The organism is Metamycoplasma hyosynoviae (assembly GCF_004365165.1).
Lineage (GTDB): Bacteria > Bacillota_I > Bacilli_A > Mycoplasmatales > Metamycoplasmataceae > Metamycoplasma > Metamycoplasma hyosynoviae.
In genome coordinates this window covers 1-25,864 of the sequence record NZ_SOCH01000008.1, presented here as the reverse complement: position 1 = coordinate 25,864, position 25,864 = coordinate 1, and the positions used below count along the sequence as shown (strand labels likewise).

At 28.5% G+C, this 25,864-nt stretch carries 15 protein-coding genes, 8 tRNA genes and 1 other RNA gene; 4 read left to right on the top strand and 20 right to left on the bottom strand.

The window, feature by feature from the left end; translation table 4 throughout:
• The 14 genes from JN03_RS09990 to JN03_RS03380 all read right to left on the bottom strand — a co-directional run.
• The coding region (locus tag JN03_RS09990; protein WP_134076755.1) for a hypothetical protein at nucleotides 1–588 on the bottom strand (588 nt) is incomplete at its 3' end.
• 14 nt (nucleotides 589–602) lie between these two features.
• Nucleotides 603–1,406, bottom strand: a complete 804-nt coding sequence (locus tag JN03_RS03440; protein ID WP_134076754.1) for a hypothetical protein — start codon at nucleotides 1,404–1,406, stop codon at nucleotides 603–605.
• A 192-nt stretch (nucleotides 1,407–1,598) separates the two neighbouring features.
• Nucleotides 1,599–1,674: transfer RNA gene (locus JN03_RS03435), tRNA-Phe, on the bottom strand.
• A gap of 3 nt (nucleotides 1,675–1,677) precedes the next feature.
• A tRNA-Asp gene (locus JN03_RS03430) sits at nucleotides 1,678–1,754 on the bottom strand.
• Between the two features lies 1 nt (nucleotide 1,755).
• A tRNA-Met gene (locus tag JN03_RS03425) sits at nucleotides 1,756–1,831 on the bottom strand.
• Nucleotides 1,832–1,836: 5 nt separating this feature from the next.
• A tRNA-Ser gene (locus JN03_RS03420) sits at nucleotides 1,837–1,929 on the bottom strand.
• 1 nt (nucleotide 1,930) lies between these two features.
• Nucleotides 1,931–2,007 (bottom strand) — tRNA-Ile (locus JN03_RS03415).
• A gap of 35 nt (nucleotides 2,008–2,042) precedes the next feature.
• Nucleotides 2,043–2,119 (bottom strand) — tRNA-Met (locus tag JN03_RS03410).
• A gap of 3 nt (nucleotides 2,120–2,122) precedes the next feature.
• Nucleotides 2,123–2,199 (bottom strand) — tRNA-Ala (locus JN03_RS03405).
• 3 nt (nucleotides 2,200–2,202) lie between these two features.
• Nucleotides 2,203–2,279, bottom strand: a tRNA-Pro gene (locus tag JN03_RS03400).
• A 181-nt stretch (nucleotides 2,280–2,460) separates the two neighbouring features.
• Complete coding sequence (obgE, locus tag JN03_RS03395) at nucleotides 2,461–3,735, bottom strand: GTPase ObgE (protein WP_036443544.1); 1,275 nt, start codon at nucleotides 3,733–3,735, stop codon at nucleotides 2,461–2,463.
• An 8-nt stretch (nucleotides 3,736–3,743) separates the two neighbouring features.
• Nucleotides 3,744–5,297: a methionine--tRNA ligase gene (gene metG / locus JN03_RS09985; protein WP_134076753.1), complete on the bottom strand. Its 1,554-nt coding sequence runs from the start codon at nucleotides 5,295–5,297 to the stop codon at nucleotides 3,744–3,746.
• On the bottom strand, nucleotides 5,297–6,073 hold the full coding sequence (locus JN03_RS03385; RefSeq protein WP_134076752.1) for a tRNA1(Val) (adenine(37)-N6)-methyltransferase: 777 nt from the start codon (nucleotides 6,071–6,073) through the stop codon (nucleotides 5,297–5,299). The genes metG and JN03_RS03385 overlap by 1 nt, the downstream gene beginning before the upstream one ends.
• A gap of 114 nt (nucleotides 6,074–6,187) precedes the next feature.
• Nucleotides 6,188–7,657 carry a hypothetical protein gene (locus tag JN03_RS03380; protein WP_134076751.1) on the bottom strand — a complete coding sequence of 490 codons (1,470 nt, stop codon included), beginning with the start codon at nucleotides 7,655–7,657 and terminating at the stop codon, nucleotides 6,188–6,190.
• A gap of 237 nt (nucleotides 7,658–7,894) precedes the next feature.
• Here JN03_RS03380 and dcm_N point away from each other — a divergent pair, with 237 nt between their 5' ends.
• The 3 genes from dcm_N to JN03_RS03365 are packed head-to-tail and all read left to right on the top strand — an operon-like array spanning nucleotide 7,895 to nucleotide 10,251.
• Nucleotides 7,895–8,284 carry a DNA (cytosine-5-)-methyltransferase N-terminal subunit gene (gene dcm_N, locus JN03_RS08015; protein WP_134076750.1) on the top strand — a complete coding sequence of 130 codons (390 nt, stop codon included), beginning with the start codon at nucleotides 7,895–7,897 and terminating at the stop codon, nucleotides 8,282–8,284.
• On the top strand, nucleotides 8,241–9,104 hold the full coding sequence (gene dcm / locus JN03_RS03370) for a DNA (cytosine-5-)-methyltransferase (protein ID WP_134076749.1): 864 nt from the start codon (nucleotides 8,241–8,243) through the stop codon (nucleotides 9,102–9,104). The genes dcm_N and dcm overlap by 44 nt, the downstream gene beginning before the upstream one ends.
• Nucleotides 9,091–10,251 (top strand): MAG4270 family putative restriction endonuclease, encoded by a 1,161-nt coding sequence (locus tag JN03_RS03365; RefSeq protein WP_134076748.1) that lies wholly within the window; start codon nucleotides 9,091–9,093, stop codon nucleotides 10,249–10,251. The genes dcm and JN03_RS03365 overlap by 14 nt, the downstream gene beginning before the upstream one ends.
• A gap of 91 nt (nucleotides 10,252–10,342) precedes the next feature.
• Here JN03_RS03365 and rpoC read toward each other — a convergent pair whose 3' ends face one another.
• The 4 genes from rpoC to rplJ all read right to left on the bottom strand — a co-directional run bounded on the left by rpoC (nucleotide 10,343) and on the right by rplJ (nucleotide 19,462).
• Nucleotides 10,343–14,758: a DNA-directed RNA polymerase subunit beta' gene (gene rpoC / locus JN03_RS09980; RefSeq protein ID WP_134076747.1), complete on the bottom strand. Its 4,416-nt coding sequence runs from the start codon at nucleotides 14,756–14,758 to the stop codon at nucleotides 10,343–10,345.
• Nucleotides 14,758–18,390 (bottom strand): DNA-directed RNA polymerase subunit beta, encoded by a 3,633-nt coding sequence (gene rpoB, locus JN03_RS09975; RefSeq protein WP_134076746.1) that lies wholly within the window; start codon nucleotides 18,388–18,390, stop codon nucleotides 14,758–14,760. Before rpoB ends, rpoC begins: the two co-directional genes overlap by 1 nt.
• A gap of 115 nt (nucleotides 18,391–18,505) precedes the next feature.
• Nucleotides 18,506–18,874 (bottom strand): 50S ribosomal protein L7/L12, encoded by a 369-nt coding sequence (gene rplL / locus JN03_RS03350; protein ID WP_036441149.1) that lies wholly within the window; start codon nucleotides 18,872–18,874, stop codon nucleotides 18,506–18,508.
• An 87-nt stretch (nucleotides 18,875–18,961) separates the two neighbouring features.
• A complete protein-coding gene (rplJ, locus tag JN03_RS03345; RefSeq protein ID WP_036441151.1) occupies nucleotides 18,962–19,462 on the bottom strand; it encodes a 50S ribosomal protein L10 in 501 nt (166 codons plus the stop codon).
• 152 nt (nucleotides 19,463–19,614) lie between these two features.
• Between rplJ and ffs the strand changes: the two genes are divergently transcribed.
• An RNA gene (ffs, locus tag JN03_RS03340) (signal recognition particle sRNA small type) lies at nucleotides 19,615–19,699 on the top strand.
• A gap of 183 nt (nucleotides 19,700–19,882) precedes the next feature.
• Here ffs and JN03_RS09970 read toward each other — a convergent pair.
• Nucleotides 19,883–22,915 carry a leucine-rich repeat protein gene (locus tag JN03_RS09970; protein WP_134076745.1) on the bottom strand — a complete coding sequence of 1,011 codons (3,033 nt, stop codon included), beginning with the start codon at nucleotides 22,913–22,915 and terminating at the stop codon, nucleotides 19,883–19,885.
• 345 nt (nucleotides 22,916–23,260) lie between these two features.
• A partial coding sequence (locus tag JN03_RS09965; RefSeq protein ID WP_166666773.1) for a hypothetical protein occupies nucleotides 23,261–25,864 on the bottom strand: 2,604 nt, incomplete at its 5' end.

The following is a 25,864-nucleotide window of genomic DNA, read 5'->3' as shown; positions in this document are numbered from 1 at the left end:
AAATTCAATTTTAACTTTGTCGTTAATTCTATCTTTTTCGTTAAGTGAAATTTGACCTAATTTATCAAGTTCAGCTTTTTCTTTCGGAGGTTTTATATCTCTAAATTCAAAACTTTGATAATTTGATTGTGCTTTTGTAAATTTGTTGCGAATGGCAAATTTCGTACGGAAGGTAGTATAAGGTTTGTCTTTATCAAGTGGTTGTTTATTAACTTCATTTTCTTCAGTTTCGACAATTAACTCATAAAGTTTATTGTTTAATCCGCTAGCAACAAAATCTGCAATGGTTTTAATGTCGTCTTTGGTTTTGATTTCTTTATCTTTGACATCAATTTTTAAAGACTGTAAAACTTTATCAAGAAAAGAGACTTTTCTTTGGTTTGAAAAAACCGTGGTAAATGTTACTATTGAAGAAAGTGCTGTAATTGCCGCTCCCGCAGCTGATCAAATAATAACTTTATTCTTTGGATTTTGAGTTTTAACCTTATCTTGATTTGGTTGTAATTTTTCTTCTACTTTAGTTTCTTGTTTAACTTGTTTAGGTAACTCTTCTTTTTTAATTTGTTGTTTCTGTTCTTGCTCTTTCATTTAGTTTCCTTAAATTACAAGATTTTTGCAAATGATAAGATTAGAAAAATTAAGTTAATTAAAAACAAACCTGAAATAACGCCAATAACTGCAAATATTCATTTTGGCATTTTGTATCTAATAGTTGAAATCTTAATTGATTCAGTAGCTTCAAAACCAGTATTTTTTAAAATTTCAGAAATCTTAGAACTTGCCAAAATTGCTTCTGAATAATATTGGGTTGGTGTACCAATGCCGCCAATAGTTTTGATGAAAATTTGTGATTTAGTTTTATCTTGTTCTAGAAAATAATAAACATCAACATCACTACCATTTTCTAATGTGTTTTCTATCACAATTTTTCCGTTAAAGTTTTCCAAAGTTCCTTTAACGTCGGTTTTTTGAATATCTTTAGCTTTTTTGGTTTTAGCAAGTAATTCAATTTTTACTTTCGAAGCCAAATCGTCAAGTGTTTGACTAGCAGCGGCTGTTGAAACTTGTTTAATTTCTTCAGTTTTGCCTGCATGAATTTCTAAAAGTTTGTTTTTCAACAAAAATTCAATATTTATGGTTTTAATATCAACTTTTAAAGCTACTAATTTGTCTAAAAGTTGTTTTGATTTTAAAACGTCTAAAATCCCACAAACTTTATTTTGAAAATAAAAATATAACATTGTTTGTGGTTCTTTTGTGTTTTGCATAACAAATTGTTTTAATGATTCTAGTAAGTTTGGCAAGACTACCGGTTTTGCTTGCACTCCAACTTCAGAGATTAAATAAACAGTTTGCTTTGTTTGTGGATGGATAGTTTCTCTTAATAGAAACTTTTTCTCAGCCATTTTTTTCTCCTTGTATTTTACGTAAAAATTCGAGTGAATTTTATTGCAAAACAAAAAAAAAAAAAAACGCCTATAGAAATAAGCTTTAAACAAAAATTATGTTTAAAGTAAGAGTTTTTTATGATAATTCGTAATTTTTTATCTATTCCAAAAATAAAAAAACACCTAATGGTGTTTGACAATTTCTTGAAATGGTGGCTCCGGCAGGAATCGAACCAGCGACACACGGAGCTTCAGTCCGTTGCTCTACCAACTGAGCTACAGAGCCTAATGGCGGTCCAGACGGGAATTGAACCCGCGATCTCCTCCGTGACAGGGAGGCGTATTAAACCACTTTACCACTGGACCGTGGTTGCGGAGATTGGATTTGAACCAATGACCTTTGGGTTATGAGCCCAACGAGCTACCACCTGCTCTACTCCGCTATATATGGCGGGCAATGAGGGATTCGAACCCCCGCGGGCCGTGAAGCCCCTGGCAGTTTTCAAGACTGCTCCCTTCAGCCAGGCTTGGGTAATTGCCCATGGTGGACCCAACAGGACTCGAACCTGTGACCGACCGGTTATGAGCCGGTTGCTCTAACCAACTGAGCTATGGGTCCAATATTCTAACTCTGTTGAGTTTTATAAATTCACATGGTAGCACCGAAGAGAGTCGAACTCTTGACCTTCCGGGTATGAACCGGATGCTCTAACCAACTGAGCTACAGTGCCAAATGGTGGAGAGGAAGGGACTCGAACCCTCTACCTCCTGCGTGCAAGGCAGGCGCTCTAGCCAGGTGAGCTACCCCCCCAAATGGTGAAGAAGACAGGATTCGAACCTGCGACCACTTGGTCCCAAACCAAGCGCTCTACCAAGCTGAGCTACTTCTCCTATTAATCAAATTTATAAAATATCGCTTAACGCTTTATAATTATATATAAAAATTATTAATATAACAAAAATTGTAAAAAATGATAATTTTGCAGGTTGCTTGCAACTAGTTTTACATAACCATTTTCTAACAAAACTTGTCTTTTAAACATTCATTTCATTAAAAGATGTGATTATTAAATTAAAAATCATCTTTTCATTCAAATTCATAATCCAAGATTTTGACAAAATCGCCTTTTTTAATGCCTTTTTCACGAAGCATAGCAAATATCCCCATATTTTCCAACTTAGCATTCAGTCTTCATAAATTATCAATAGAAATTAAGGGGATTTTACGATATACATCATAAACTTTATTAGAAATTATTTCAAAGTGCTTATCATCAAGTTTTGTGATTTTTAGTTCATCTTTATCCAAAGTTATTGTTATTACTTCAGTTTCATTATTTTCTTTTTGAATATTTTTTAAGTTCTTGTTTACTTTTGCAAATAGTTTATAAATTTCTTCAATAACTTTGTCAATATTTTGTTCAGTTAAAGCTGAACATTTTATAATTTTTTGCTTTGGATATTTTTCTTTAAATGCTTTTAAGTTTTTATTAAAACTAGGTAAATCTGCTTTATTAGCAATAACAATTTGTGGCAAGTTTTCCAATCTTAGATTATATCGCTTTAATTCATTATTAATGATTTCGAAATCATTAATAGGGTCTTTTATATCAGAACCAAAATCTATAATATGAGCTATGATTTTACATCTTTCAATATGTTTTAAAAATCTTATTCCCAGCCCTTTTCCTTTGGAAGCATCCTCTATAAGACCGGGTAAATCAGCTACTACATAAGAATTTTCATAATATTTAACAATTCCAAGTTGAGGAACTAAGGTAGTAAAATCATAATCAGCAATTTTAGGTTTTGCATTTGATATTTTGGAAAGCAGTGTTGATTTACCTGCACTAGGTTTGCCTACAAGTCCTACATCAGCTAGAACTTTAAGACTTAACTTCAAATCTTTAATTTCACCCAATGTCCCATTTTCGCAAATTCTAGGGGCTGTATTTTTAGAAGATTTGAATTTGTTATTCCCTTTCCCACCAATTCCACCACGAGCAATTAAATATTTATCTTCAGTTATAACATCTGCTATTAATTTACCATTATGGAAAACTGAAGTACCTAATGGTACTTTAACCACTAAATCTTCTGCATTAGCTCCATAAGCATTTTTGGGTTTTCCATTTTCACCTGATTGAGCTTTATATTTATTTTGATAGTGAAAAGAAAGCAAGGTGTTCATACCTTTATCACCTTGAAAAATGATGTTCCCACCATTTCCACCATCGCCTCCATCAGGTCCGCCTTTATCAACGTGTGCTTCACGTCTAAAACTGATGATGCCATTTCCACCATTTCCTGCATAAACTGTTATAAATACTTCATCTATAAATTTCATAATTTCTCTTATTTTAAAATTCTTGTAAATAGCACTTGTTCACTTCAAGGACATATGCCATCGAATTTTTTGTAGTTATTCAAATCTTTTTTATTAATAGATTTTTGTTTTAATGTAGTTGCTACTATTTGCATTTTATTAGGAATAACTATATTAAGCATATATGCGACTGCATATATGCCATTTAATAATGTCATAAGAACTGTGTTTAATCTAGGCAAATTGTTTTTTAAAGTTCAAGGCAAGGTTTTATCAATGTATTCATTTAATTCGCTTGAAAATTTGATAGCAGTTTTTAAGGCTTTATCAGACTGAAATACGTCCATATATTTTTGAAATTCTGATACTCTTATGTTAATTTTTTCATAAATTTCTTTGTCAATTTCTTCTAGAGACTTAGCATCGTATTTACAACCTTGAGGAAATGATTGATTGATCATTTTGATTACACGATTAACTAAATTACCAAAATTATTTGCTAAATCAGCGTTCAACACATTAACAAATGTTTCTTGTGAAAATGTGTAATCACTATTGATATTAACTTGTGAGGCAAAAAAGTATTTAACTTGCTCAGCACCATATTCTTGAATTAAAGCAAGAGGATCTATAACATTTCCTTTTGATTTAGACATTTTACCAGTTGGAGTAACAATTCATGAATGTACTATTTCTGTAGTAGGCAAATTTAAATCTAATGATTTTAAAAATATAGGTCAATAAATACTATGAAAACGACTAATTTCTTTACCTAAAATGTGACATCTTTCATTTCCGTTAACTCAGAATTTTTGGTAATTAGAATCATTTTCTTCTAAATAATTTAACGCAGTTAAATAATTAAATAAAGCGTCTAATCAAACATAAACAATGTGTTTAGCTTTATCATTAGTATCAAGTTTTATCCCCCAATCAAAAGTAATTCGAGTAATAGATAAATCTTCCAATCCTTGTTTTAAAAAGTTATTAATAAGTTCATTAGTAATTACTTCATTGGTAATAAATTCAGGATTATTTTTAAAATATTGCAAGATTCAATCGGAAAACATTGACATTTTGAAGAAATAACTTTCTTCTTGAATTTCTTGAAGTAAATGTCCTGATACAGGATGGTAATATTTACCATCTTTTTTTATGGCTTGAGATTTAGTAAAAAATTCTTCATCTTCTACTGAATAAAGCCCTTCGTAATTACCTTTGTAAATATAGCCTTTTTCAAGCATTTTATTAAATACTTTTTTAATAGTTTCTTGGTGTAAAGTATTTGTTGTTCTAGAAAAGAAATCATAATCAATGCCAAGAAGTATTCACAAATCTCTGAAACGTTTACATTCACGATCAACATATTCTTGTGGATGCAAATTTAAAGCAAGGGCTTTTTTTTGAATTTTTTGCCCGTGTTCATCAATACCTGTTACAAAAAAAGTTTCATATCCTTCTTGTTTTTTATAATTAGCATAAACTCATGCAAGTGTTGTGGTTAAAACATGACCTATATGAAGTGGTCCTGAAGGATAGTAAATTGGAGTTGAAATATAAAATGTTTTGGCTTTTTTAGGCATTATTTTTCCTTTATAGGCGAATAAAGTTTCTTGATTTCTTCAGTATATTCATGTGAGTTCATATCATTATAATGCAAATATAAATTTTTTAAATATGAAGTTCCACAACCTGAATTAAAACGACTTTCTACTAAACAAAATTTAGGTAAATCATTTACACGTGGATATACAAGCTGAACGCGTTTGGGTTCAAAATTATATTTTCTTAGTGTGCATATTAAATCATTGTAGCGAGCTATTGGTAAAACAATTGTTAAATAACCTTTTTGTTCAATAATTTTGCTTGCTCCTGAAACTAGTTCATCTAGATTTAAATTAATTTCATGAGTGGCTAGTTTTTGCTCTTCTGTACTTGATGTTCTTTTAATATTGAAATTTTCATTATAATATGGTGGATTTGCAACAATAAGAGAATATTTTTTAGCTTTTTTATTGCCACATAAATAAGCGTAATCTTTATAGTATTTTCTAAAATCAGCGCAAATTACATTAATTTGCTCTTGCATATTGTTAAGTTCAACATTTTTTTGCGCAAGTTGCACTGCTTTTTCTTGAATTTCTATAGCATCAATTTTTATGCGTTTGCTTCTAGCAGCAATAAAAATTGAAAGGGCAGCATTATTAGTTCCGACTTCTAAAATATTAGAAACACGTCGATTAATTGAAACAAAATTGCCAAGCAAAATAGTATCTACCGAATAATTAAACATATCTTTGTCTTGATAGACAAATAATTCACCGCTATATCCTAAATTATTCTTTACTATTTTTGCCATATGTTTTCAAATATTATTTATCCATTTTACATTATTTGCCTTTAAATTAAGCGAAATTAGAAACTATTTAAAAAGCTATTTGTTGTTGTGAATTTAAAAATAAGATGAAGAATTTTAAATATTTTTGCGTAAGTCAAAAACAGAAGCGTTTTTTAATTTGAAGAAACTTGCAAATAACATTTCAATTTTGCTAGTGGCTCATTCAAAATCATTGCTATCAATATAAGAGTTTTGATCTGAAAATAAAATAATGTTTTTGGCTATATTAAGTGAAGTTAAAGTTGATATTTTTGCATTTAGTAGAGTTGATATATCCAAAAGCAGATAATCAAATAGAAAGTCTTCTTGAACTTCATTTTCTCAAAATTCGCTTGAATTAAAAACATTTGAATTTAAAATAACAAAAGGAAAATTATTGCTAGTTAAATTAATTGAATTAGAATAATCATAATTTCCATTTATTAATTTTAAATTTGAAAAATTTTCATTGATTCAAGTTTTTGAATCAAGTTTCGGATTAATTGATTCATAAAACTTGCATAACTTATAAGAAAATATTTCATTAGATGAAAGTTCTATTTCTTGGGTTATTGAATCTATTTCAGAAGTTTTAATATCTTTTTCCGAAGTAAAACATTTGAAATAAGAATTATGTAATTCGCTTAATTTTTCATAAGGTTCATTAGTCGAATAAAAATCATAATATTTATTCAAAATATTGTTGATGTAAAAAGTTTCTCTTAAATTGCTCATATGAGTTTTGAAAGAGTTTTCTTTTTTTGCTTGATTGTTATATTCTAGTTTATCAATTTTTTGCGAAAGTAGAAGTACACTATGTTTATAGTCAGAAAACTTTTCTTTTATTGATTTAGCAAATTCTTGATTGTCAGTAAATAGTACTGATGTTTTATCTTGAGTAAATATATTTGCTAATATATTTGCAATAAAATTTTGCTTATTAGATGAATATTCATCGTTTTTGATTTGAATAAAATTAAGCTCAGAAGTAAATATATTTTCAATCACATTTTTTTGAGCCAAATCAAAAGGAAACAAAAAAATTGGAAATTCAAGAGGTTTGGTTGAAAGTTTCTTAAAATGATTTTTTAAATATTTATAAAGCGCAGATTTTTTATTGATTTTAAGATTGTAGAAAGTTTTTACTTCTTTTATTTCGGAATAAAATTCATTTATTTTTTCTGCTACTTCTTCATCAGAAAAATTAGGGTCTTCTTCAATTTCCGTCATAAATTGTTCTAAGATTTTAATTTTTTTGAAGAGTTTAATATCAACTGAACGATATTTTTCTACACGTTTGATTTTATTATTTTCAATAACAAAATCATTTGATTTAATAATTTCAAAAAGTTTTTTTAAATAATGTGAATTTTTATTTTCACTTAATATGTCTAAAAGTTTTCGTTCAAATTCAAATTCTTTATTTTCTAAAAAGTTAAATAAAGTGTTTAAAGTTCTACTAGTAAAAGGTTTTTTATAAAGTTCTTTGGAATTAATTTCAAAGTGCTTTTCACTTATGATTTTTCCATTTTTATAATTTTCATAAAATTTTACTTTACGATACATACAAACCTTTTTACTTACTTGTATAAATTTTAAACTAAAAAATTAAGCTTAATATTATTTTACTAATCCTATGGATTAGTTATTAGGTTTTGTAAGTGTAGTTTTTAAAAGAATTTAATGAAAATAAGTAAGTATTTACATTAGAAATTAGGAGATTAGTAATCTACTTCATAACTTATATTTTTTTTAAATCACTTCATTATAAATTTAAATATCAAAGACGTTATAATGTTTTTTATGAAATTTATAACTATTTATGAAATGTTTGCTGGATTAGGGTCTCAGTATTTAGCATTGAAAAATCTAGAATCTAAATTTAATTTTAAAGCAGTAAGTTTGGGTTCGTGTGATTTTTATATTGATGCAATTATTTCATATATGATAATTCACTACGGAACATTAAAGCTAGAAGATGAAATTTCAAATGAAAAGCAAATTGAAATTCTTTCAAAATATAAGTTTAGTAATGATAGTAAGAAACTAGTTTCTTCAAATTATTTTAAAAAATTAAATCCAACTAAGTTATCTAAGATTTTTCCTTATCTTTATGCTTACTTAAATAATGATTATTTCCATAAAATGTATGGCGAGAGAGAGAGAGAGAGAGAGAGAGAGAGAGAGTCATAGCGACATTCATGAAATAAACGAGTTGCCAAAAAATATTGACATCTTAACTTATTCGTTTCCATGTCAAGATATTTCGCAACAAGGTCTGCAAAAAGGTATAACCAAAACCACTAGAAGTGGTTTGCTATACGAAATTGAAAGAATTTTACTTTTAAATAAAGATAGACTTCCAAAAATACTTTTACTAGAAAATGTTAAAGCATTAACTTCAAAAAAATTTATTAATGATTTAAATAGTTGAATTGAAACTTTAAATAAATTGGGTTATACAAGTTATTACAAGGTTTTAAATTCACAAGACTATGGAAGTTCTCAAAATAGAGAACGTATTTTTATGATCTCTATTTTCAATGCTAATGGTAAAAAATTCAATTTTGAAAATAAAACTACACATTTTAAAAAGCTAGAAGATATATTAGATGAAAATTATTCAAAAAAGTTGGTACTTTTAAATTTAAACAAATATGAAAAGTCAGATTTTATAACTACCAAAAATTCAATAACTAAGGCAAGACTATTAAATTATTCTAATTTTAATTCTGAAACTTATATCTATCTTCCAAAAGGTATAGGACCAACATTGACTGCGTCAGGTGCTAATAGTCGCTTGAAGTTTTATTATGAAAGTAATAAAGAAATAAGGCTCATTAGTTATTATGAAGCTTATGAATATATGGGTTTTTCTAAAAAATATGCACACATCATAAAAGAACAGGACATCATAAGTGAAGAAAAAATGATATTTACTTGCGGTAATTCAATATCAGTTGAAGTTTTAGAAAAAATATTTGAGGAGTTGATAGAAAATGGATTTTTCTAAAGAGTTGTTATATAGTTGCACATTTAATTTTAAAAGCAAAAATTTTGATAGTAAAGAAGATGGTTCTAAATGCAAGGGTAAAATCACCATTTATTATAATGAAGGTGTTATCTATAAAAAAGAAATTTGGTTTGATTCACTTATAGTAGATTTAAAAACCACAGCAAGTTGAAAAAATAGCAATAATTCAAATTGAAGAAAAAAATGTGATTTTTTTAATGATGTTTTGAGCAAAGAACCACAAATTAGAAAAAATATAAATGAAAATGATTATAAAGAACTTGATAAAAACCAGCTTGAAAGGGCAAATAAATGATTTAAAGATAAATATAGCGGAACATTGAAAAATGTTATTTCTTTAATAAAAGGCAATAATCCAGCTGGTTCATTTAAAAATCCTAAAGTTGCAGAAATCATTATGGAAACTGATGATGAAAATCTTAAAGAATATAAATACAATATGTTAATGTTCTTAGATTTAATTACAATTAAACAAGATAATGAATTTAACACTAATAATTTTGAAATTGAATCTACTGAAATAAATGAATTTATTCAAAGTATTTTGAAAATCAAGCAACTTAAAGAAATGCTTAAAATTACTTCACATATCGATAAAAATATAGAAGAATATAAAAAAAGAGTAACCTATTATGATAAAAGAATCAATAAAGTTAAAACATATATAAAAGAAGTCATTTATAAAATAAATGAAGTTGAAAAAATAATTGATTCTTATAGACGAAACATTAAAAATGAAATTGTTGTTTTTGAGCTAGGTGAAAATGTTGATAGTGATAGATGTCATATTTATCCAGTTGCTGGTATTAAAGATGAAATAATTAAAAGGTTGTATGAATACAATAAGTCTTATGAAGAAGATGAAAAAATTGCAAAATTATTAAATGAAATAAAAGATGAAAATAATCTTTTAAATATGTCATCAGAAGTTCATAAATGTTTTGATAAAAATAGATTTACTTATAATAAAAATGGTGAATGTCAGATACTAAAAGAAAATAAAATTAATGGTGAACTAAAAAATAGGATAAATAAATATTATTCTATAATACCTAAAGAAAAATTAAAAAGAAAAATGTCAGAATACATAGTTAAACGAAATAATTACTATGAAAATGAAATTTAAGTTCCTATAAAACTTGTCTAAAAAAAATATCAGGCAAGTTTTTTACCTGATATTTGATTATTAAAATGAATTTTAATACTTAGATTTAGAATTATTCGTAATCTGCATTTTGTGCGTCATCATCTTCTGCTTCTTCATCGAAGATAAATTCTTCTTGGTTTTCTTCATCTTCTACTGATACCATAGATTCAGTTTCTGAATCAACTTCATTTCTGATTTCTTCTAGATCTAATGGTGCGAAGCTATCGAATGTCATTTCTTCATCTTCTTCTGGACTACGGAAGTAATTAATAGATGGACGAATGTCATATTTAGAATTTTCTTCAAATGGGAACAGTGATGTTCCGGCTGGGATTTTCTTACCAATGATAATATTTTCTTTTAGACCAAGTAATTTGTCGCTTCTTGAAGAAATAGCAGCATGAACTAATATCTTAGAAGTTTCTTGGTAAGAAGCAGCTGAAAGGAATGAATCTGATAGAAGTGGTACTTGTTTAGCACCTTTGATTACTACAGTTCCATAAGCTGGTTTTTTACCTTCAGCTAGTAGGTTAGCATTTTCTTCTTGGTAGTCGAAAATATCTACAATAGCACCAGCAAAGAATTTAGAATCACCCGGGTTGGAAATAACGATTTTTGACATCATTTGACGAATAATGATTTCAATATATTTATCGCTAATTGCAATACCTTGGATACGATAAATCTTTTGGATTTCTTTTAGAAGATAATTTTGGACAGTGATGGTATCTGTTAGTTCTAATAATTCTTTTAGAATTATAGGCCCTTCTGAAAGTTTTTGACCAATACGAACACTAGAACCTTCACTAACTCTAAGTTTTTTGTTTGAAGTTACTTCAATAGGAGTAATTTCAATTTCACCATCACTTAGTTTATGTTCAATATAAACTATGTGGCTAACAATGTTTTTGTTTTCAGTGTTTTCTTCGATTTTTACAATTTTACCTTCGTAAGGTGAAATTACTGCAGGACGACCTCATGGTTGTTCGTGGGCATCAATTAATTCAATTAGCCGAGCAAACCCACCAGTAATATCTTCTCCACCAGCAACCCCACCAGTATGGAAGGTACGCATTGTTAGTTGAGTACCAGGTTCACCGATTGATTGAGCTGCAATAATACCAACAGCTTCACCAATGTTAACTATTCTATTGGTTGCAAGATCGTTACCAAAACACAATTTACATACACCATTTCTTGTGTTGCAGCCTAAAATTGATCTAATTTCAATTTCAGTATATCCTTCTTGAAGGATAATGTCAGCAATTTTTTCGGTAATTAGCCCATTTCTTGGAACGATTAATGTACTTCCATCTTGTTTGAAAATAGGTTTATTAGCAAAACGACCAACAATTCTTTCTTTCAATCCTACAATTACTTGATTTGTTTTAGTGTCAACAATAGTACGAGCAATGTAACCATAATCAGATCCACAGTTTTCTTCACGAACAACTATGTTTTGAGCAACATCGACTAATCTACGGGTTAAATATCCAGATTTAGCAGTGTTAAGAGCAGTATCTGTTAGACCTTTTCTAGCACCGTGGGTAGATGAGTAGAATTCAAAAGCAGTAAGTCCTTCAATAAATGAAGATTTAACAGGCATTTCAACAGTTGAACGAACAATCCTATCGTTTCTAGCATCGGCTTTTGTGGTTTTAATGTTGTTAGCCATTAACCCCCGCATACCAGCTAGTTGAACATAGTTAGAAATATTTCCCCGCGCACCTGAGTTAATCATTGTGATAACTGGGTTTTGTGGATTTTCTTTAATAATTTGTTCAAGTTCTTTTTGAATGTTATTTTTAACATTGGATCATTTTTCGATAGTTAGTTTATAACGATCATCATCTGTAATCATACCTTGGTTGTAATATTCTCTTAATTGGCTGATGTAATCATCACCTTCTTTGATGTATTTTGATTTCATATTTGTTTCAAGAATATCTGAAAATGAAATTGAAATACCTGAAATAGTAGAATATTCAAAACCTAGGTCTTTAATATCATCTAATATAGAAGCAACAATGTTTGTATATCTAAATCAAACTCTATCTAAAATGTTAGCCTTTTGTTCAGGTGAATAGGTGTGAAGTGCTGTTGAAGAAGATTTTGCTTGACTATAAAGTGCATTCTTTTTCATTTCTTCATGAGTGAAGGCATTTAATAAAATAGCATGTTCTTTATTAATCTTTTTATCTTCATAGTTAGTTAATGACAAGTATTCTAGAATAATATCATCTGAGCTAATTTCATTAATTTTAGCAATAACTGATGCTACTTTTTGAAGAGAAACTGTGGCAACATATTTATCAAAAATATGTCTTATGATGCGAGCAATATTTTTCTTATTAAAAGCAGGTAGAATTGTTAAATTACGTTTAATGTATTCTAAAATGTTTGTACCTGATGGAACAATGTATTTATACATTGATTGGTTGTATTGTTCCAACGTTGTATATTTAGCAACATTGTTATCATAAATGAATGAAAATGTTCTAGGGAAGATATTGTTGAAAATAAATTTACCAACAGTTGAAATTATGTATTCACGTTTAGAAACAGGTATATTGAATAGTTTTGCATCCTTTACTTCTGATAAAGGAAGAGCAACACGAGCGTGAAGTGATACTTTTCTTTCGGCATACACTCTCATCATATGGTCAAAACTGTCAAATATTCTACCTTCACCCAAAGCACCTTCTTCTTCGATGGTTAGATAGTAGATACCTAAAACCATATCTTGTGAAGGGTTGATGATAGGTTCGCCATCTTTAGGACCTAGAATGTTTTTGTTTGCAAGCATAAGTTCACGTGCTTCTAGAAGTGCTTGTTCTGAAACTGGTACGTGAACAGCCATTTGGTCACCATCGAAGTCAGCGTTAAATGGAGTACATACTAATGGATGCAATTTAATAGCTTTGCCACGAACTAAAACAGGTTCAAAAGCCTGAATTGACAAACGGTGCAATGTAGGTGCACGGTTTAATAGAACTAGTCTTCCTTCAATAGCTTTAGCTACATAAGGTCAAATAACTGAATTTTGGTCTTCAATCATTTTCTTAGCTTGTTTTACAGTTGTAGCCTCACCATTGTCAATTAGACTTTCGACTATTCAAGGTTCAAATAATTTAGCAGCCATTTCACGTGGGATACCACATTGGTGCATTTTTAGTTCAGGGCCAACTACAATAACCGAACGACCAGAATAATCCACACGTTTACCAAGTAGGTTTTGTCTAAATCTACCTTTTTTGCCAGTTAATGCGTCACTTATAGATTTAAATGGACGATTGTCTTTAGAAAGTACTGGGCTTGGTGTTCTTCTTTGGTTATCAATTAAAGCATCAACTGCTTCTTGAATCATCCGAAGTTCGTTTTGAACAACCAAAGTAGGAGCATCTTTTTCTTGTCATTGTTTTAGACGGTTATTTCTAATAATTACCCGACGGTAAAGTTCATTAATATCACTTGAAGAATGTCTTCCTCCATCAAGTTGAATTAATGGACGTAAATCAGCAGGAATTACAGGAAGGTTATAAATCAACATACTGGTTGGCTTTTGGCCAGATTCAATGAAGGCATTTAATACTTGTAAACGTTTGTATAATTTTTCACGGTTTTGTTTAGAAGTAGTTGATCAACGTCCTTCAACTTCATCAATATTGATTTGTTTGATTTCTTGCATTACAAGTTCTTTTTCGTGCTTTAAATCAATATTTTTTAGTAAATATTCAATAGCAAGTGAACCAGTTCCAATTTTAGCTTCGGTGTAATGTTCAATAACCATATTTAGTTCATAAAAGTCAATACCATAATCTTGACCAATTTTTGAAGTAGCTTTTTCTACAAGATCATCAAGAGTTTCACGAATATCTTCATATTCTTCTGTGCCTTTTTCAAATCTTTGAATTAATTCTTCTAAAGCTGATTTATAAATATTTGCAGCTTCATTAATATCAATAATAGTATTTTTAGGAAGTGATTTTAGACCACCTGATTCTAAAACGATGTGTGATTTATAGTAAATCAGGTTTTCTAAATCGATTCTTTTAACAGGCTCTTCATTATTTGCAACTTTTAAACCTAAAAGTTTGTAAATAATAGAGTGATCTACTTTGAAAAATCAAAAGTGAACAACAGGACTATTTAATTTAATATGCCCCATATGATTACGACGGGAAATTTTTGGCAGGATTTCAACGTGTTCTTGTTTACATAATTCTGTTTTTGTACAGAATGAACCTTCATTGATTTTCTTTCATTTATGACCACAAACAGGACAACGATAGTCAATCATAGGACCAAAAATGATTTCATCAAATAGTCCACCACGTTCAGGTTTATATGATTTATAGTTTATGGTTTCTGGTTTTGTAACTTCACCGTGTGATCATTTTTCAACATCTTCAGGAGTAGCTAAAGCTAGTGAAATTTTTGAAATTTTGTCACTATCTAATAGTGCATATTTTCTTGATTTTTTCATTATTCTGCTCCTCCTTCAATTTCTTGGTAGTATTTAGTATCAATTCTATTTGCTTCACTATCATCAGCGTCATCACCAGTTCCAGATTTTTCATGAGCTTCTAATTTAATACCTAATCCACGAAGTTCATAAGCTAAAACGTTGAATGATTCGGGCATACCTGGTTTTGGTAGTTTTGTTCCTTTTGAAAGTGCATTATATAGTTGATTTCTACCCATAATGTTGTCTGATTTATAAGTTAGAAGTTCTTGTAATACATTTGAAGCACCATATGATTCAATAGCTCAAGTTTCCATTTCACCAAATCTTTGACCACCGTTTTGGCTTTTACCTCCAAGTGGTTGTTGAGTGATAAGAGAATATGGTCCGACTGAACGTGAGTGCATTTTGTCATCAACCATGTGGTAAAGTTTTAGATAGTACATAATACCAACAGAAATTGGAGCATCTAATTTTTCACCAGTTTGACCGTTGTATACTACAGATTTACCACTTGGATCAATTTTTGCTTCTTGCAAAATGTCTTTAATTTGGTTGTGGGTAATTCCATCAAATACAGGAGTAACAAATTTTACACCTAATTTTTTAGCAGCAAGACCTAAGTGTAATTCCAAGACTTGACCAATGTTCATCCGAGAAGGAACACCTTGTGGGTTTAAAACAATGTCAAGTGGAGTGCCATCTTCTAAATAAGGCATATCTTCTACTGGTAGAACTACTGAAACAACACCTTTGTTTCCGTGCCGTCCTGCCATTTTGTCTCCAACTTGGATTTTACGTTTTTGAGCAATAGAAACTTTTACTATTTTTTCAATTCCATCTTCTAGTTGGTCACCAAATTCACGCGAAAGAACTTCAACTGCAACAACAGTACCATTGTGTCCATGTTTAACTTTAAGTGAAGTATCTTTTCTTTGCGATGATTTTTGACTAAATATAGCGGCCATTAGTTTTTCTTCAGGTGTTGGGTTTTCTTCACCTTTAGGGCTAGTTCTTCCAACTAAAATATCTCCTGCTATAACTTCAGATCCAACTCTAACAATTCCTTGGTCATTCAAAAATCTTTTCGAAAAGTTTGATGCGTTAGGAATATCAGCAGTTAAATAATCTTCTCCTGCCTTTGAATGTCTGAATTGAATGGTTTGTTCTTCAATATGAATTGAAGTATAAACATCATCTTTAACAAGTTTTTCTGAAAGAATAACAGCATCTTCATAGTTGTATCCATGTCAGGTTGAAAAACCTACTAATACGTTTTTACCAAGTGCAAGTTCACCATCTTTCATAGAAGGACCATCTACTAGAAGATCACCTTTTTGAATCTTTTGTCCAAGTTTAACTAACGGAATTTGATGAATTAAAGTACCTTGGTTTGAACGCTCAAATGTTCTTAAATAAAATACTTCTGGTCTTTTTGATTTTTTGGTTGATTTTGTAGAAGTTTCTGCAAAATCATCAGGTGTAATTTCAATTTTATCAGCATCAATATATGTTACTGTTCCATCTATTGTAGAACGAAGGTTAGTAGATGAATATCTTGCAATATCAGCTTCAACTCCAGTAGCTACTAATGGAGCTTCAGGCTTAATGATAGGAACTGCTTGACGTTGCATGTTTGATCCCATCAATGCCCGGTTAGCATCGTCATTTTCCAAGAATGGAATAGCAGATGCAGCAATTGATGTCATTTGACGGTTAGAAACCCCAATATAATCAACTTTTGAAGCTTCTACTTCAATAAATTCACTATCTTTTCTAGCCATAACATATTCATCAATAATCATATTGTTTTTAATTCTGACGGTAGATTGAGCAATAATAGCACCCATTTCTTCAATAGCAGTTAAATATTTAGGTTCAGAAAAATCAATTTTTCTGTCTTTAACTTTAAAGTAAGGGGTTTGAATAAAACCATATTTATCAATTTTTGCAAATGAAGCTAAATTTAGAATAAGTCCAATGTTAGGTCCTTCAGGAGTTTCAATAGGACAAATTCTACCGTAGTGCGTTGGATGGACGTCACGTACTTCAAATTGTGCAGTGTCACGGTTAAGACCACGAGGTCCAAGTGAAGTTATTCTTCTTTTGTTTGAAATTTCAGCCAATGGATTACATTGATCCATAAATTGTGAAAGTTTTGATGTATTAAAGAAAGATTTGAATTGGTTGAAAATAGGTTTGTTGTTAGTTACATTTTTAGGTGTAATTTTATCTATTTCTTTTGTTGCAATTCTTTCTTTAGTGTTCTTTTCAAGTTTGATTAATCCAACTCTAAATTGGTTTTGTAAAAGTTCACCGATGGTCACAATTCTTTTGTTGATAAGTGAATCAGGGTCATCATCAAAACCTACGTTTTGAAGTAAGTTGAAATAGTATGATATTGTTGCAATAATGTCAGGAACTGTTAAAAAGTTTTCATCTGATGTAGGGTCGTTTCCAATAACCGGAACCAAATTGTTGTTCAACATATCATTTTCAGTAGGATAAACTTTAATTAAAGGAACATATAATCTATCAATTAATTTTTCATTTCCTTCAACTTCTAGTTGATTACCATAAACACCTTCGTCAATATCAGGAAGTCTTCACATCGGAATAATTCCAAGTTTTAATTCTTCATGAATTTTTTTAGCGATATCAAGTGTTATGAATATGCCTTTTTCATAAAGTAGTTTACCTGATTTTGAGTAAATATCTTGTGCTAAATATGTGTTTAAAATTCTTTCGATAACACTTAATTTTCGATTTAAAGTAAATCTTCCGGTTTCAGTTAGGTTGTAACGTTTTTCGTTAAATAAAGTTAGCGGGATTAAATTACGAACACTATCTGCTGACATTCTATCGCCTTTTCTGATTAAACGATAGATGGCTTCTTGTGCTTCACGGATGATTTCTTCAACGTTTTCGCTGTAAATTTTATCTCTTCTGAAAGTTTCGCGTAGTTCAGGAACTTTACCAAAAATTTCATAAATTCCTCTTTTGGTAAAGCCTAATGCTTTCAAGAATATGGTTAAATAAAATGATTTATTTTTGTCAATCATAATCTTGATAGTATCAAGGTTAGTTGATGTTACTTTGTGGTAAATTTCAACTCATGAACCAATTTGTGGAATGATCTCAACTTTGTTGAAAAGGTCGTTTGCTTGTTTATTTCTAACACCTACTCCGAAATAAGCACCAGTTGATCTAATAAGTTGTGAAACAATAACTTTTTCAGATCCATTGATGATGAAAGAACCACCATAAGTCAGGATAGGAATTTCTGCTAAAATGATTTCAGCATCATCAGTTTCTCCTGTACTTAATATGGTTTCACGCAATGTTACTTTTAATTTTCCAACGTAGCTTGAACCTTTTTGTTTTGCTTCTTTGATACATTCAAATTCAGTTTTTTTAGGAACTTCAAAAACTGCACTATTATGAATGTAGTCAATTCTAACTTTGTCACGAGCTTCAATTGGGTAAATATTTCTAAGTTCTTGTTCAATACTTTCTTTTAGAAACTTTTCAATTGATTGTCTTTGCATTTCAAGAAAGTCAGGTGTTTCAAATTTCTTTTGTGAAATTGAATAATCACGTCTTTCGGTTATCGGACCAAATTTTCTTACTACATATTCTTTTTCTTTTGCCATTTATAACCTCATTATTTTTTTCAAAAAATTTTAATTTTTTGATAATATGCACGTATGTGTGCATGCGTATAAAAATAGAAAAACAGGCTTTTATAAGCCTATATAAAATTACTTATTAGTCAAGTGTAACTTCAGCTTTTAATTCAACTAATTTTGCTTTAATAGCTTCAGCTTCTTCTTTCTTTACATTTTCTTTTAATACAGCTGGTGCTGATTCAACTAATTTCTTAGCATCCATTAATCCAAGACCTAGTAAGTCTTTAACAGCTTTAATAACTGCTAATTTGTTTCCACCGTCTGATTTTAATGTAATGTTGAATGAAGATTTTTCTTCAACTGGAGCTGCTGGAGCTGCTGATGCTGCTACTACTGCAGTAGGGTCAATTCCAAATTCTTCTTTTAATCCATTAACAAGTTCCATAACTTCTTTAATGTTCATTTCTTTTAATGCAGCGATAAAATCTGCTTTAGTTAATTTTGCCATTTTTTTCTCCTTAATTTTGTGAGTTTTAATTGAGTTTGTTTGGTTTTTGTTTGTTTTATTTATTTAGTTAATTTAAATTATTTTTATTTATTCAGCTTTGATTTTGCCATCTTCTAGCAACATATTTAAACCAATTGCTAAGTTTCTAATTGGAGTAAGCAATGAATTGCCCAAAATCATAAGTGATTCTTCGTATGATGGAAGTTTTGAAATTTCTTCTAATGCTTTAGCATCTACAACTTTATTTTCATAAATTCCAGCTACATATTTAATTGCTTTATATTCTTTTTGGAATTTTGAAAGAATTTTTAGAGCAACTAAATCATCGCCTTTGGCAAATACGAATATATTTTGACCAATTAAATATTCATTTAATTCATCGAATTTGAGACTTTTAGCAGCTATTTTTACAAGTCTATTTTTGTACATCTTGAATAAAACATTAGATTCTGCAAGTTCTTGACGAATTTGTTGAAGTTGAGGAACTGTCAAAGTTTGACAATTTACAACTACTAATGCTTTAGATTCTTTTAGATGTTCGGCAATTTCTTTAACTACTAAAGTTTTTGCATCTCTAAGAATGCTCATTTTGCCTCCTATAAATATTATTTGCAATAAAAAACAAGAAACACGCATACTCGGTAACAAATTAAGCATTTTTGCAGTTACTGTCTTTGTATATTGCAAATGTATTTTACCATAAATATAGAAATAAATAATCAATATTTAATATAATTATTTTGCCATAAGAACAGCAACCTTGTAACCTGGTCAGGATAGAGATATAGCAGCCACATCAAGAAGTGCAGTGTCTTGTGGTCTTTTTTTTATTTTAGTTTTATAAACTAAAAACAAACATCCAAATCACTTTATTTTATTGGATGTTTGTTAGTTTCAAATTTTGAGCGTAACGCTTTGTGGTTTGATTATATAAATTCTAATTTTTTATATAATTGCACTTTTTCAAGAAATATAGTCGTATAGAAAAAGTAATTTATTTTTTATATTTTATTGTTGTCAATAAATTTTGACTTTACTTTCATCAGTACCGTTTGGTTGCTCTGGCGTTCAATATTGCCCTATTCATTTATTATGTCATCCCGCTGGTTTTTGGCTAAGACCTTTTATTCTGATAGTTAATTTTTTATCTTTAAAACCAATTAGATTATTTTCCCAAACAGGATCATTGGTCGTATAAGCTCGATATGTAAAGAAAGCACCTAATTTTTCTAAACTGCTAGGAAGAATAATTTCGCTTACTTTTTCCAAATAAGGAAAAGCTGCTCCTGATAGTTTTTTCAATTTAGTTTTTGAAAGGTCAATTTTTTCTATTTTTTTAGATTCTAAGAAATGGGACAATTTAGGAAATGAACTACCATCATCATTTTCATTAACAATTTCTTCAAGTTCAGTAAGTTCTTCTAAATTTATTTTTTTAAGATTATCACATTCATAAAACATAGAGCTTTTTATTCTTTTAACAGTAGTTGGTAATACTATTTCTTCTAAATTTTTTCATCCACGGAAACTAAAATTAATTTCTTCACCCATATAATGAGGAAGGGTAAGTTTTTTAATGCTATTTATACTTGGAGCTAAATTATTAATATGCTTTAATTTATTCATCTTACTCAAATCAACTTCTTTTATCTCATTTGCAGAAGAAAACATATTCTCAAAGTTTGATATGTGGTCAAATTTTATTGTAAGTTTTTGAAGTTCTAATCCATTAAATGCTCCTGGTTTAATTTCATAAACTTTTTTTGCAATTTCATCTGGTATTTCATATATTGGTTGACTTGATGGGGTATGTACAAATTGCATTACTTTAATAAGAGTTCATTTATTTGAATCATTTTTCATTATTAAAAAGTTATGGTATTTCATATAAATACGATCTATGCCTTGAAAACCATCATAATAAACTCTAGAAAGTTCATAATAACCTTTTTTAAGTAAATCTTCATAATTTGGTTGTTTATACAATTCAATTCTAAAAGCCATTTCTCAATTTTTAAAACTTGGATAAAATGCTGTTGTTAAATTTGGATATAGTTTTTTAAAATATTCTGTGCCAAAATAATAATAAAAATTTAAAAGCCCTCTGTATTTTTCTGTTGCATTGGTTCATCAAAGTCCTTCTACATGTTGAACATATTTTGGTAAACCAAAATATAGTAATCTTTTTGTAGGTCCTATAATTACATTTTTAGCAACTCTCAAAGTTAGTGGCAAATGTACTGCAATTAAATCTGAAGTTGCAGATGGACATGTATAAATTAGATTTTCCACTTCTTCAATTCCTTCATCAACAAAAACAGCATAATGTCTCGTAAAATTTTCGCAATTATATAAATTTGTAGCTTTAATTACTTTATAAGAATCAACTATGCTTGGAACCAAAAAAACATGTTCAATTTTTCTTTTATTTAAACATGCTACTTGATGACCATTATGCTCATATAAATCGTAGCCAAATTTATCTGAATTAATAGTATTTGTTTTAAAGCCATTAATTTTAATTTCTTTTGTATCTGATTTAACATCTGCATCTTTTTTATCTTGAATTTGAAAAGTTACTGTTAATTCATCAACATCAGTTTGTTTAACTTTTACATTTGGTGAAAATTCAAATTTATCATTTAAATTTTCTCTAATATTAATTTGTTCAAATTTATCCCATAAGTCATAAGCCATTTTTTGATCTTTATCATTAACATCTAATTTTATTTCATTAGCTCATCGATCTAAAAGTTGTTTTGGTATTTTAAAACCATCGATTTGAATAGTTCTAATCTTCGAAGAAACATCGGGTTTGCCATTTTTTTCTCTAATTCTAAAACAAACATTTATAGATGTTAAATCATATTGTTTTTCAATACCAAAATTGTCGAAAATCACTTCATATTTATTTTCATCAAAATTAATTTTAGAAAGTTGTGTATAACTAGTTACATCATAAATAGTTTTAATATCTTTATTTTCAACATCAAATTGAATTGTATCAATGTATTTGTTCAAGTCATCTGGTGATAAATAGTTTTTAAATCCTTCAATTACAATATCTCTTGATCCTGAAATAAAATTATTCTTCTTATCTCAAATTCTTACTTTTGCAAGCATTTTTTTAGGATATTCTTTGCCTTCTGGTGTGAATTCATCAAATCTAAGTTCATAATTTGAAGGTATAATGTTTCCGTTTTTTTTAGCCACAACTTTAGTTTGAACTGCATTATCAATATAAGTTGTTTCTGCATTTTGATAAGAAAATTCAACTGTTTTTAAATATTCGGTTAATTGCTCTGAATTTTTAGCAAAATCATAAAATTTAATTTCTAAAACATCTGATGTATATTTTTCATCATCAATCGATTTAACTTTTAATTGATATGAAATAATAGCTTTTGATTTTTTATCATCAGCAATGGCTTTAATGTTTACAATTTCATATTTAAGATCATCATTATTGTTATCTTTTAAAAAAACTTCAAAGTGCTTATATTTGCCATTTTCTTTTTCAAGTGTTTTAGAAGCTAAATTAAGTTCACGTTTAAAATCATCAGAAAATTTAACTACAACTTTTTCTTTACCTAAAATATTTAATTCGGGTTTTTCTTTTGGGGGTTTTAAATCTCTAAATTCAAAATTTATAAAATTTGATTGTGCTTTGGTATATTTATTACGAAGTGCAAACTTTGTGCGAAAAGTAGTATAAGGTTTATTACTATCAAGTGGTTGTTTATTAACTTTACCTTCTTCTCCATCAACAATTAATTCATATAAATTTTCATTTAAGCCAAATGTTGAAAAATCAGCAATGCTTTTAATGTCATCTTTTGTCTTAAATTCTTTATCTTTTACATCAATTTTAATTGATTGCAAAACTTTGTCAAGATATGAAGTTTTTCTTTGTTTTGAAAAGACTACTGATGTAGTTGCAATTAATAAAGTTGTAGAAGCAGAAAGTCCAACAATTGATCAAGTTAAAACTTTTCTTTTTGTATATTGCAGTTTTATTTCTTTTGGTTTTGAATTTTGCATATTTGCTTTCTAGGTAATATAGAATATGAATTTTGAAGAAAATTAATTAGTTTATTTTAGATATTTTTATGCGAATATTGAGTTAAACTTTCACAATTTTATTGTGAAAATGAAAAAAAAAAAAAAAAAAAACACTTATTAAAAACAGCAATAAGCAAGAAAAGTGCTTTATATAAGTGCTTTTTTATGTTTTTTTGTTTTTTTTAATTAGTTCAAAATATGATTTTATTTTTTTGTATTCTGACTAGAGTTTAAAATTTGATTTTAACTTTACCTTTAAATCTATCTTTTTTGTTGGATATGATTTGCCTAATTTATCAAATTTTACTTCTTGTAAAAATAAAATTATCCATTTCATTGAATTTCAAGTTCTCCAGGTTTACCAGTAGCGTTTTCACTTGGGGATGAATATTGTCCCATAAAATATTTGTTTCAATTGCCTGGTCTCTTAGATTCATTGATAATTATTTTACAATTTTTAAATCCATCTAATATAACTTGACTATGTAGATTTTCGTCTTCTGAACCCATATGATTATAATTATTGTTTTTTTCAGAAATAAACATAATAAATTTATCCATATAATTAATACCTTTAGGTAAATATAATGTTATATTTTCAAAATTTCTTCAAAATGCCATATACTCAATACGTTTTAATGGTGAATTTCTAAAGTCCAAAGTTCTCGCTTCAGAAGTTCAACCGCTTTCAAAAGCTCTAAATCTTATGTTTTCTAATTTGGTAAGTTCAGTTAAATTTTCAACTTTTGAAAATGAATTCATAAATTTATAAATATCTTTAACATTTTTTGGTAACTTAATTTTTTTAGTTGAAGCATTTAAATAACCACTATTAGTACGTTTTAATATATTCGCTCCATTATCGTCTTTAAAATCAGGTAATATTAATTCATCTAATTCCAATCCATCAAAAACTCAATTCAAATTTAAGTTTTCCATATAAATACCTTTAAATTCTATCTTTTTTAATTTTGGTAATTTTTCAAATAAAAATCAATTAAATTTTTGCATATTTATATTTGGCGCTCAAAAATTAAATTCCTTAACATCTAAATATGAAAATGCACTTTTTGCAATAATTTCATATCCTAATTGTGTGTCAAATTTATCAACATTTGCTTCTTTATTTGTAAATACTTTGTAAAGTGTTTTGCTATCTTGAGATTCTAAGAATGTATAATTTTCTTTATATGTTGCATTTACTTTTAATTTTGGTGTTTCCCCAGATTGTTGTAATTGTAATTTAAATGAACCATGCCCTCTTCTTCCCGAATCAGATGTTTCTTCATTAAAAAATTCTTTAAAATAGGTTCTTGTTTGGAATCAAAATGTATAAATTGGTTCACTATCTCCTTGAAGTTGTAATTGATACAGTTCTCCTGTCTTGATTTTATTTTCATATTCATTGAATAGGCCATTAATTTCTTCAACATTGTCATACATTTTTAAATTCGCAAAGTGAGTTGAAACACCAGAAATTAAATTTGTGATTTTTTTAATCGTTTTAGGTAAGCTAATAGCAGCTATTTGGGCATATTTTCGATCTTCAGTATTAATAACTAAATTGTTGACTTCGACAATACCCTCCTCTAAAACAACACCATAAATTGTTGTTTCGGGAGTTCTTAAAACATTTGTAAATAGAGTGCCAACTTTCACTACTTTGTAATTACCTATTTTAGCAGGAACTATAAAACTATTTAAGTCCTTTCTTGCGTTAAGATAAGCGGCTTTATTACCTTTATAGTCAATTATTTCGTATGAATATGCAAATTCATTTTGTTCGGAAGTTTTAAATCCATCAATAACTTTAGTATATATTTTGGATAATCTGTTGTCACTTATATCTTTTACTTTATAAGTAATAGTTACTTTATCAGCATCGGTTTGTTTAACTGAAGGTGTATCTGCAAAATCAATACGTGGGTCAATTATTTTTGTATCAATACTATCAAATTTATCTCAAAATTCATAAGCCATTTTACTTGATTTTTCAGTTACATCAAATTTAACTTTTTGTGCTAAGTCTTCAATTAATTCTTGTGACATTTTAAACCCAGTAATAGTTTTTGATGCTTGCTTAGAATAAATTCCTGATTTGCCATCTTTTTCTTTAATTCTAAAGTGAACTTTTATTGATACTAAATCACTTAATTTTTCAATAAGAAATGTATCTAAATCAATTTCGTATTTATTGTCCTCAAAGTTAGATTTTGTAATTTGTGAATGGCTATTTATATCTGAAATAAAAACGGAATTTTTATTATCTACATCAAGTTCGATTTGATTTATATAAGTATTTAATTCTTCTGGTGTTAAATAATTTTTAAAACCTGTTATTTCAATAGTTCTAGTATTAGAGATGATGTTATTTGAATTATCTCTTAATTTAACTGTAGCATCAATTTTCTTAGGATATTCACCTTCGGTTTTAAATTCAGTAAAGATTAATTCATAGTTCGAAGGTATATTAGAACCACCATTTTTAGCTATGACTTTTGTTTGAATGGCATCTTGGGGAAATACTGAAGATGCATTTTCATAAGAAAATGTAAGTCCGTTCAAATATTGTGTCAATTGAGTTGAAGTTTTAGCAAAATCATCAAATTTTACTTCTAAAACATTTGATGTGAATTTATCATCATCTATTGATTTAACTTTTATTTGATATGAAAAAATTGCCGTCGATTTTTCATCATCGGTTTTTACATTGATATTTACAATTTCATATTGAAACACATCATTATTATCTTGTTTTAGATAAATGTTGAAATACTTAAATTTTCCGTTTTCATCTTTAGTTGCAACTTCAGAAGCTAGTTTAATATTTCTATTAAAGTTTAAAAATTCAATTTTAACTTTGTCGTTAATTCTATCTTTTTCGTTAAGTGAAATTTGACCTAATTTATCAAGTTCAGCTTTTTCTTT